This is a genomic window from Blautia sp. 210820-DFI.6.14 (assembly GCF_020558815.1).
Taxonomy (GTDB): domain Bacteria; phylum Bacillota; class Clostridia; order Lachnospirales; family Lachnospiraceae; genus Blautia_A; species Blautia_A obeum.
Genome location: NZ_JAJCKS010000004.1, coordinates 184,130 through 193,402, shown reverse-complemented (window position 1 = coordinate 193,402; position 9,273 = coordinate 184,130). Strand labels below are relative to the sequence as shown.

The window sequence follows — 9,273 nt, the reverse complement described above, 5'->3', positions numbered from 1 at the left end:
TATTTTTTTTGCACCAAAAAGAGGCTGCGCACTAATTACTTAGTGCGACAGCCCCTTTTATATTGTAAAATATATAAAATAAAACTTCTTAGGGTTCAATGACAAAGGGAGGAGAAGTTTTGAAAAATAATTATACCGTAAGCAGCAGAAAAAGATTTCTGTTCTATATTCTGATGATATTAAGTCTGCTCTGTATCATAGCATTGCAGTTTTTTGGACAGAATGAAAGGGATGGAAATACAACAGAAAAAATCTTATTTACCAGGGAACTTTTACCTGGCAGAAATCAGATGGAAGCAGTGAAAAGATCAGCGTTCCGGGACAGTATGATGTAAAAGCAAAGGATACGATGACTATCCTGACCAGACTGCCGGAAGATTATCATGAGAATACACTGGCAATCCGTTCATCACTTCAGTCGGTCCGATTTTATGTGGATGGAGAACTGAGAATGGAATATGATACATCAGGGACTAGACTTGTCGGAAAAAACTCAGCAAGCTGTTATGTGTTCTGTCCGACATCAGAAGATGATGCAGGAAAAGAAGTGCGTATTGAACTTACCACAAATACAGCAAAATATTCTGGAGTGGTAAATACTGTTTATTGTGGAGATGAGGCAGCAATCTGGGGGTATCTGTTTCAGACGTATGGACTGGAGACTGTCATTGCTCTTTTTTTGTTGTTTGCCGGAATCATTACGATCATTTTTGGGTTTTCTCTCGGGATTGCCTATCAGACGAAATTTGATATGGAATATCTGGGCTGGTGCGTTTTTATGGCAGCAATCTGGATGCTTGGTGAGTCCAAGATGCGGCAGCTGTTTTTTCCGAATCCGTCAGCACTTGCAACGCTGTGTTTTGTAATGATCATGTTAAGTCCGATCGCAATCGGATATTATATGGATACGCTGCAGAAAGGAAGATACCGGAAAGTATTTGGAGTGGTAGAAAGCATAGCATTTCTGAATGCTCTGATCTGTTCAGCGCTTCATATTCTTGGGATTGCGGATTATATCGAGACACTTCCTGTTGCCCATGTGATCCTTGCAGGCAGCGTTCTGATTGGGTTCATTACGATGGTCTGTGACCTGAAAAGAGGATATGTGTCAGAAAAATATACTTTTTTCAGTATTATACTGGCAATGATCGCTATTATAGCAGAGTCGAGCCTGGTTTATTTCAGAGTTTCCGCATCAGGAATCTTTATAGGAATCGGAATGATCATACTGCTGTGCACAAACCTGCTGAAAACGATCAAAAATATCCAGAAAGTGGAAAGCCGCCGTCAGAGAGCAGAGTTAAATAAGCGCAGAAAACAGATGGAAACCATGTCACTGCAGATGATGCGGACACTTTCCACAACGATTGAGGCGAAAGATGAGTATACAAGAGGACATTCTTATCGGGTGGCAGAATACGCAGCTCTGATTGCAGAAGAACTTGGGTGGGATAAAAAAGAAATCAGAAATCTCAAAAATGCAGCACATCTGCATGATATTGGTAAGATCGGTATTCCGGATAACATTCTGAACAGGCCAACCAGACTGACGGAAGAAGAGTTTCAGGTAATTAAAGAGCATACCGTCATTGGAGCAGAGATACTAAAAAATATTACGTTGATCGATCATGTGAAAGAGGTGGCTCGAAGCCATCATGAAAGATACGATGGTATGGGGTATCCGGATGGATTGAAGGGCGAAGAAATTCCACTGTATGCAAGGGTCATAGCTATAGCAGACTGTTATGATGCTATGAAGTCAAGGCGGATTTACAGAAATCCGCTTGGAGATGAAGTTATATATAATGAAATATCCAGAAACTGTGGATCACAGTTTGACCCCAAGATCGCAGGAGTCTTTCTGAAAATGTTGAATGAAGGTCGCGTAGTGATCAGAGAAGACGGCAAGCTTGCAGATAAAGAAGATAATCTTCTGAATATGGAAGCAGAAATTGAAAAGTTCATCTCCACTGTAATGATAACAATGAAAACACAGGAAGACAGTGAAGGATTTGATTTTCTGACAGGATTGCCAATGAGAAATCGTGGTGAAAAGCTTGCGGCACAGTTTATGCAGCAGGACAGCGGTTATCTGGTATTTCTTGACATGGATAACCTCAAGAAGATGAATGACCTTTATGGACACAAAGCAGGAGACAGAGCATTGAAATTACTTGGATCTTTCTTGATGGAATATGCACATCATTCCGTTGTCTGCCGCCTGGGTGGGGATGAATTCCTGATGTTTGTGCCGAACGTTTCAAAAGAAAAGATAACAGAGATCGTCACAGAAATCCAGGAAAAATTTGAACAGAGCAAGGAAAAGGATGTAGCAATCCGTTGTGCTTCTGTTTCTGCCGGAATCTGTGAAGTAAATAAAGGAGATCCTTTTGAAGAATGCTATTCAAAGGCAGATAAGGCCCTGTATTATGTGAAACAGAATGGAAAAGGAAGCTTTTTCTTCTATCAACAGATGGAAGGGGAAAAGACTGTTGGCTATGGAACAGGAAAAGATCTGGCACTGGTTTCCAAAGCACTGAGCACCAGCGGCGATTATTCCGGGGCACTTGAGCTGGATTATCGTGAATTCGCCAAGATATATGAATATATGAATAGTATGGAAAAAAGATACAAATGTCATTGTTATCTGGTGATGGTAACGCTGGAAACAGAAGCGGATTCTGCATCAAATATCGAAGACATAGAATTTGCACTGGAATGTATGGAGCAGGCAATACGACAAAAAATACGAAAGGTTGATGTGTGCACGCGTTACAGTTCCATGCAGTATCTGATCATTCTGTTTGAACCAGATGAAAAAACAATTCCAAATATCATGGAACGTATTTTCGGTCAATATCGTGAGCAGTGCGGAAAGAAAAAACTGCTTCTTAATTATGAATATATGTCAATGACGGAAAAATAATATAGAGGCTGAATTGTTGGAACATTACGGAGTAATTTCCTATAAAGTAAAGTAAAAAGCGCGGTCGTAATAAATGCGACTGCGCTTTTTGAGGTTAAAGAATGATTTTAATTAATGGCATATTCTGATTAAAGAACATCTTCTCTGCGGATATATCCAGGATGTCCTTCTTCTGCGATGATCTCATTGCCGTGGATGACCTTGGCCCATTTATCCATTACCTGATTTTCAAGATGAGCATTCTCGCCGACAACAGTATGAGACAATACAATGCTGTTTTTAATGACAGCACCGGCTTTGATCTGGCATCCACGTCCGATAACGGAATTTTCGACTGTTCCTTCGATCAGACAGCCATTGGAGATAACAGAATTCTTGACAGATGCACCTTCCAGATACTGGGTCGGGCAGGAATCGTTGGTTTTGGTATAAATTGGCCATTCCGGATTGAACAGTCCTTCTGCAGTTTTGATGTCGATCAGAGAGATATTTGCGTTGTAATAACTGTTAAAGTCAGTAATGGATGCAAAATATCCTCTGTGTGAAACACCGCGGATATCGAGATCCGCAGAAGATTCATTGACAATCTGAGGCAGAGTGTACATCGAAGAAATTTTCCGGGCTTTTTTGATCAGTTCAATGAAAAGCTCTTTACTCATAACATATGTATCCATGAAGATGTTGCGTTTCTGGGCACTTCCACGGTTTTTTTCGATGGATTCAACACCTTTCTGTTTGTTCAGATTCAGAATATCACAGTTCAGGAATTTTTCTCTTGCATTGTCCACAGAATGATACAGGAGTGTGATATCAGCACCGGAATCAATATGTGTCTGAAGAAGTTCCCTGTAATCTTCTGCATATACCATGTAAGATGGCGCGATGATCACATATGGCTCATGCATTCTTTCAATGAATTCAATATTTTCATAAAATGATGCGATATCTGTATTGTATACATCATTTTCGGAACTGTTCTGAGCGAACATAAGCTGCAGCTTGCCACGTTTGGAGTTGATGTTGTAATGACGTCCGGTTCCGAGATGTTCTGCCAGAGAACGTGGCTTGGTTCTTACATATACCTGGATGCGGTCGATACCGCTGTTGCTCATATTTGAAATAGGAAAGTCAATGACACGATATCTTCCAAGGAAGGAAAAAGCACCGATTGGACGATACTGCTGAAGTCCTTCTACTTTGATATGGGTTCCGGAAGATGTGACAATTCCAAATGCTCTTGCCATATTATTCTACCCCCTTTACACGTTTGGACACGAGTTCGATATTTTCACTGTCTGCACTGCCTACAACAGCATCCTGGCCAATCTTGACATTATCAGCAACAAGTGCACGCTGAACAACTGCGCCGGCGGCAACTTCTACGCCTGGCATCAGTACACTGTCAATGATCTTGGCACCCTCGCCGACTTTGCATCCGGTGAACAGTACAGAATGCTTAACTTCACCTTCGACAACACAGCCCTGTGTGATAAATGCTTTATCGATTTTGGCATTTGGTCCTATGTACTGAGGAAGAGCAGGTGTGTCTTCCGTGTAGATCTTCCATGTTGGATCGTTCAGATTCAGCTCATTTCTGGAATCAATGAGGTCCATATTTGCTTCCCAGAGAGAGTCGATGGTTCCGACATCTTTCCAGTAACCTTTGAATTTATATGCGGCAAGTGTTTTATTGTCGTTAAGGAGACACGGGATAACATCCTTACCAAAGTCATGGTGGGAATCAGGATTCTTCATATCTGCAAGAAGGATCTTGCGGAGAAGCTTCCAGTTGAAAATATAAATACCCATAGAAGCAAGGTTGCTCTTCGGATGCTCTGGTTTTTCTTCGAATTCAACGATGCGGCCGTTGCCATCTGTGTTCATGATACCGAAACGGCTTGCTTCTTTCATCGGTACTTCAATGACTGCGATCGTTGCATCGGCATTCATTTCCTTATGGTAATCCAGCATTTTGTCGTAATTCATTTTATAAATATGGTCGCCGGAAAGAACTAAAAGATATTCCGGAGAATATTTATCGATAAAATCGATATTCTGAGAAATCGCGTCAGCAGTACCTCTGTAAACGTCAAGATCTGCATCAGCTTTTTCACGTGGTGGAAGAACAAAGACTCCACTTTCTCTGGCATCAAGTCCCCAGCGTCCGCCAGCTGCTACATAACTATTCAGAAGAACGGATTCGTACTGAGTCAGTACTCCGACAATGTCCACTCCGCTGTTAGCGCAGTTGCTGAGCGGGAAATCAACAATGCGGTATTTTCCGCCATATGAAACTGCCGGCTTGGCTACTTTGTTGGTGAGTTCATGAAGACGGCTTCCACGTCCGCCAGCCAGGATCATCGCTAACATGTTGTTTTGTTTCATAGTGAACCCTCACTTTCCTTTTAGATTGCTTATATGAATCTATTATACATTTTTTACAAAAACATTTCTACATTTTTGAGCAAAAAAGTGTGGCTTGATTGATATTTTTTTTTGATGATTGTTAAGTGTGTATTAAATTGATGGAAAAATTTCGACAAAAACATAAAAAAGTAACAAAAACAGAGGAGCGGACGAGAAATGCTGTATACAAGGCTGGAAAGGAGCCGACAATCACTGGACGAAAAGTATGTTTTACGTTATAATAACAAGGTTAAAGGGAAAAATAAAAGTGCTATTTGACGGATGAGAGGGATATAGTGAACAGACGAGAGGATTTTAAACGTTTTATAGTATTTTGTCTGGCAAGTCTTGTTGTGATCGCACAGACAGCTGTTTTTGCATATATCTGGTATGACTATTACAGAGGACTTATTTTTGAACCGTTCTGGAGAAAAGGTAACTGGGTCCTGATTGCAATCTACGGATTGATCAATGTTTTGTTTTCCAGACTTTATGGAGGTCTGAAAGTAGGATATCTGAAACGCATAGATGTATTTTATTCTCTGACGCTGGCTACGATCTGTACAAATATCGTGACATATTTTCAGATCACGTTGATCAACCGATGGTTCTTGAGACCATGGCCAATGATAGAGATGACACTGATTCAGTTTGTGATCATCCTTGTATGGATATGGGGTTCCAGATATATTTATTCAAAATTATATCAGGCAAGGAAACTTCTGGTGATTTATGGAGACCGTGATCCTGGTGATCTGATCAGTAAAATGAATTCCAGACGTGATAAATATGATATCAGCGGAAAAGTTCATATCAGTGTGGGTGAGAAAGAAATTTACCGGATGATGAAGGAATATGACGGAGTGATCATATGGGATCTTCCGGCAAATATCCGTAACCGTTATCTGAAACATTGTTTTGCACATTCTATCCGGTGCTATCTCAGTCCGAAGATTTCTGATGTGATCCTGATGGGAAGCGAACGCATTCATTTGTTTGACACACCGCTTCTTGTTGCGAAGAACATGGGACTTTCTATTGAGCAGCGTGCAGCAAAACGGCTGTTGGATATTATTGTTTCGGGTATTGGAATCATAGTTGCATCTCCACTGATGCTGATCATTGCATTGTGTGTGAAGTTTTATGACAGAGGTCCGGTCTTATATCGACAGGAAAGACTTACGGAGGGCGGAAGACCATTTAAGATCTGTAAGTTCCGTAGTATGTGCGTGGATTCCGAGAAGAACGGTGCAAGACTTGCATCCAAACATGACAGCAGGATCACCCCGGTAGGAAGAGTACTCCGCAATCTGCATCTGGATGAACTGCCTCAGTTATTTAATGTATTTATGGGGGATATGTCTCTGGTTGGACCGAGACCGGAAAGACAGACGCTTGTCCGCGAATACTGCAAGGAAATTCCAGAGTTTTATTATCGCTTGAAGGTTAAAGCAGGACTTACCGGTTATGCGCAGGTATATGGTAAATACAACACCACACCTTATGATAAACTGAAGCTGGACCTGTTCTATATTGAGAATTACTCTTTTGTACTTGACCTGAAACTGCTTATGATGACAGTGAAGATATTCTTCCAGAAAGAAGTTTCTGAAGGAGTAAATGATAATCAGACAAATGCACTGAAGGATTCAGTGGATCCGGTAAAAGAACTTTCTGAGAAAGAACCGGTGGATCCGGAAGAAAAAGAATAAGCCACGGGGGTTTACCCCGTGACTTTTTTTCAGCCTTTTTCCATAAAAGCTACATATTCATCAAGGACTTCGTTCGGATCACCGATTCGCTTGATCTGTCCTTCGTGCATCCACATAACAGTATCGCAAAGCTGTTTCAGTGTTTCGATACTATGGGAGACGATAACTACGGTACGATCTTTGTTGGAGATCAGGCTCTTCATCTTTTCATAGCTCTTCTTTTTGAATTTCTGGTCGCCGACACTCAATACTTCGTCGATCAGCATAATGTCTGTTTCAAGAATAGCTGTGATGGAAAAAGCCAGTTTGGAATACATACCGCTGGAATAAGTTCTGACTGGCATATCAATGAACTCGCCGATTTCAGCAAAATCAATGATTTCCTGTTCTTTGGCTTTGACCTGTTCTTCAGTAAAACCAAGAAGCATACCGGAAAGAGTGATATTTTCACGGCCGGTCATCTCACGGATGAAACCGACACCGATGGACAGGAGTGAAATACTGTGTCCGTTCAGGTCAATAGAACCACTGTCCGGAGAAAAGATACCAGCCAGTGCGTTCAGTGTGGTGGATTTTCCACTTCCGTTCTTACCGATGATACCAAGGATCTCGCCTTCGCGAACGTAGAAGGAAATTCCTTTTACTGCAACAAAACGGTCAGGTTTCTGACGTTTCAGATGAAGCAGAGTTTTCTTAATAGAAGTTTTTTTCAGATTCTGGTAGCTGATAACCAGATCTTTGACTTCGATTGCATGCTTTTCTTCCATATTAAATCACCTTTACATAGCTGTTTTCGCTCTTATAGATTTTGCGGATACCAAGGGCACAGAGTACCAGCCCGATCAGGAACCACAGAAGCAGAAGCTTACGATGAGGTGCCTGTCCGTAGATTACGCACTGACGCATGGATGTGATCAGAAATGCGATCGGGTTTCCCTTGCCGATGTAGTTGTTGTATGGTGCCGGCAGACGACTCATGATGTTCCAGAATACACCGGTCAGGTAGAATACAAGGCGAAGTGCGATACGCAGAACATTGCCAAGGTCTTCTACAAATACACCATAATGAAGCAGAAAACAACTGATACCAAAAACTACAGTAACCAGTGTGATCAGAATTGGAATCACATACAGGATATTCAGAGTCAGCGGAACGCGCCATATAGCAAGCATAGCAACGATGATCAGCAGAGAAATGCACATCTTGAAGCCGTTGACACATATTCTGATAACCAGAAGGATGAATTTTGGTATATATACTTTGGATACGATTGGTTTGTTGTTCTTGATGATCTTGACACTCTGCAACAGACACTTGTTAAAAAAGTCCCAGAGAGTGATGCCGACAAAAACGAAGATCGCAAAGTACTGTTCTTTAGACTTAAATACATATCCGAACATGAATACATAGATCAACATGAAGCACAGAGGATCCAGTACCCACCAGAGCCAGTTCAGATAGGAATTGGCTACTTCAGCTTTCAACTGGGCTTTAGAAGAGTAAATGGCATACTTCCAGTACTTCTTCATGTCATCCCTAAATCGTTTAAACATAAAATCCGCTCCTATATTTTCTTTATTAAATTATAGAACCCCCAGTAATCTGAGGGCTGTGACCTTACTTATCATACACTACCAAAGGTTTGTTGACAAGAGAAATCTATTGTTCTTTCTTTATTATTTTGCAAGAAAGCTTGTATTTTGCAGGAAAAAGCTTGACTTATATAGTATGGTTGTGCTAAACTAGACGAGCGACATGGAAGTTAGGTCTTTTTTTTATGCCCGAAAAAGGCAAAAAGGCCCACGCAAATGAAAACACTGGAGGTGGAAGTTGTGCGCGTTAAGATTACATTGGCATGTACGGAGTGCAAGCAGCGTAACTACAATATGACCAAGGAGAAAAAGAATCATCCTGAGCGTCTTGAAACAAAGAAATATTGTAAGTTCTGCCGTACCCATACTCTGCACAAGGAAACAAAATAATCACAAACGATTGTGAGGTTAGACTATGCAAGAGAAAGAAAAATCTGCTGGCAAAGGTCAGAAGAGAAATTGGTTTCAGGGACTTCAATCGGAATTCAAAAAGATTGTCTGGGTTGACAAGGCTACACTTGTAAAACAGACTATAGCAGTTACAATTATTACAGTTGTACTTGCTGTGATCATCAGTGTATTTGACTCAGCTATTCTGGAAGGAATAAATCTTTTAGTGAAATAAGGATAACGGTG

The 9,273-nt window shown here is 41.1% G+C and carries 9 protein-coding genes; 5 read left to right on the top strand and 4 right to left on the bottom strand.

The features are described from left to right. Positions 1–119 precede the first annotated feature (119 nt). Both LI112_RS05815 and LI112_RS05810 read left to right on the top strand, forming a co-directional pair. Positions 120–335 carry a hypothetical protein gene (locus tag LI112_RS05815; protein ID WP_227190348.1) on the top strand — a complete coding sequence of 72 codons (216 nt, stop codon included), beginning with the start codon at positions 120–122 and terminating at the stop codon, positions 333–335. A 14-nt stretch (positions 336–349) separates the two neighbouring features. Then, positions 350–2,926, top strand: coding sequence for an HD domain-containing phosphohydrolase (locus LI112_RS05810; protein WP_227190347.1), 2,577 nt, complete (start codon positions 350–352; stop codon positions 2,924–2,926). A 128-nt stretch (positions 2,927–3,054) separates the two neighbouring features. Here LI112_RS05810 and glgD read toward each other — a convergent pair whose 3' ends face one another. Then, positions 3,055–4,170 (bottom strand): glucose-1-phosphate adenylyltransferase subunit GlgD, encoded by a 1,116-nt coding sequence (gene glgD / locus LI112_RS05805; protein ID WP_005425247.1) that lies wholly within the window; start codon positions 4,168–4,170, stop codon positions 3,055–3,057. 1 nt (position 4,171) lies between these two features. After that, positions 4,172–5,311, bottom strand: coding sequence for a glucose-1-phosphate adenylyltransferase (locus LI112_RS05800; RefSeq protein ID WP_005425248.1), 1,140 nt, complete (start codon positions 5,309–5,311; stop codon positions 4,172–4,174). Positions 5,312–5,628: 317 nt separating this feature from the next. Between LI112_RS05800 and LI112_RS05795 the strand changes: the two genes are divergently transcribed. Further along, complete coding sequence (locus tag LI112_RS05795; RefSeq protein ID WP_022388032.1) at positions 5,629–7,044, top strand: exopolysaccharide biosynthesis polyprenyl glycosylphosphotransferase; 1,416 nt, start codon at positions 5,629–5,631, stop codon at positions 7,042–7,044. Positions 7,045–7,073: 29 nt separating this feature from the next. Here LI112_RS05795 and LI112_RS05790 read toward each other — a convergent pair whose 3' ends face one another. Beyond that, a complete protein-coding gene (locus tag LI112_RS05790) occupies positions 7,074–7,811 on the bottom strand; it encodes an ABC transporter ATP-binding protein (protein WP_022388033.1) in 738 nt (245 codons plus the stop codon). 1 nt (position 7,812) lies between these two features. Beyond that, positions 7,813–8,598, bottom strand: a complete 786-nt coding sequence (locus LI112_RS05785) for an ABC transporter permease (RefSeq protein ID WP_005425252.1) — start codon at positions 8,596–8,598, stop codon at positions 7,813–7,815. 279 nt (positions 8,599–8,877) lie between these two features. Between LI112_RS05785 and rpmG the strand changes: the two genes are divergently transcribed. Further along, positions 8,878–9,027, top strand: a complete 150-nt coding sequence (rpmG, locus tag LI112_RS05780; RefSeq protein WP_044925727.1) for a 50S ribosomal protein L33 — start codon at positions 8,878–8,880, stop codon at positions 9,025–9,027. A gap of 25 nt (positions 9,028–9,052) precedes the next feature. Next, complete coding sequence (gene secE / locus LI112_RS05775; RefSeq protein ID WP_005425254.1) at positions 9,053–9,262, top strand: preprotein translocase subunit SecE; 210 nt, start codon at positions 9,053–9,055, stop codon at positions 9,260–9,262. The last annotated feature ends 11 nt before the right edge of the window (positions 9,263–9,273 follow it).